This is a genomic window from Arthrobacter sp. CMU6 (assembly GCF_059090205.1).
Genome location: NZ_JBNHFL010000074.1, coordinates 1 through 1,391, shown reverse-complemented (window position 1 = coordinate 1,391; position 1,391 = coordinate 1). Strand labels below are relative to the sequence as shown.

Genomic DNA, 1,391 nt, shown 5'->3' with positions numbered 1-1,391 from the left:
GGTCAGGACCTCGAGCCGCACTTCGATCTGGAGGGAAAGGGCGGAAACTGGGAATCTGTTTGTACGGTCGGGGCAGTCAGCTGTTGCTTTGGGTGCCCCGCACTGCGTCAATGGAACGAAGCGGAAAGGAGTGCAGGCACAATAAAGATCTTGCTGCTTGCCGCGGGGTCCCGCGGTGACGTGGAGCCTTTCATCGCGCTGGCACGCGCTGCCGAAGCCAGCGGGCATCGCGTTCGGCTGGGCGTCCCGGACCACTGCGGCGTGGACGCGGAAGGCCTCGACACGGTGAGTCTGCAGATGGACTTCGCGCAGCTCGTCAGCGACCAGGGCGTTTCCCCCAGAGCCGCGGCCAAAACGTTCAGGACGGTAATCCGGCCAGCCATGGGCCGGCTGCTGTCCGCCGCCGTCGAACACCTCCTCGCCTTCACGCCCGATGTGGTGGTCTATCACCCAAAGGTTCTGAGTGCGCCGGTTGCCGCAAACAGTGTGGGCATCCCGTCGGTCATTGTGGAGACGGTCCCCTCAGTGACCCGGACTCGGGAGTTTGCGGCGCCATACGTCACCACCCTGAATCTGGGGCCTTTGAACCGTGCCACCTATCTGGCCGCGCCCCTCGCTGCGCTCATGTTCCGGGGCGAGCTGGACACAGCCCTTAAGATACTGCCGCACGGGCGGGGGCACCAGGCGGCACCGCAAGCGTCGATGGTCCCAGCGAGTCCCCAGCTGCTGCCCCGTCCCCACGACTGGCCGCGCACTGTGCATCTCACCGGTTACTGGGCCGGGAAACCCGCACCGGACGGTGCCGATGCGGAGCTGGAGGACTTCATGGACGGCGGGGAGTTCGTCTACGCGGGGTTCGGCTCAATGAAGGCCGGTGATGCTAGGAAACGTGGCGAAGTCGTCCTCGAGGCAGCCCGCCAATGCGGACTTCGCGTTCTTGCCACTACTGGGTGGGGAGGCTTGGACATCCTCGGGACAGCCAGTGAAGGCGTTCTGGTGAGGGGATCGGTGGCTCACGATCAGGTCCTGCCCCGGGCAACGGCGGCGATCCACCATGGTGGGGCAGGCACTGTCCATGCAGCCGCCAGGGCAGGCGTCCCATCTATCGTGGTGCCTTTCATCGGAGACCAGCCATTCTGGGGAAATTTGATTTACCGGCACGGCCTTGGACCCCCGCCGATCCCATACCGGAAACTAAGCGCGGAGCGGCTCCGGGACGCCATCGGCAAGGCCGGGAACAGCCGCCACCATGCCGCGCGGGTAGGAGAGCGTATGCGTAAAGAGGACGGCACAACTGCCGCTGTTCACGTTCTGGAGAATCTGGGCGGCTGACCGCCTGCCGCATTCTGGCGCACTGAACATGGGCCACCTTCTCCGAATCCTGTATGTCT

1 protein-coding gene is annotated in these 1,391 nt (G+C 64.8%); it reads left to right on the top strand.

The features are described from left to right. Positions 1-150: 150 nt before the first annotated feature. On the top strand, positions 151-1,332 hold the full coding sequence (locus AC5RWD_RS23090; protein WP_494022251.1) for a glycosyltransferase: 1,182 nt from the start codon (positions 151-153) through the stop codon (positions 1,330-1,332). The last annotated feature ends 59 nt before the right edge of the window (positions 1,333-1,391 follow it).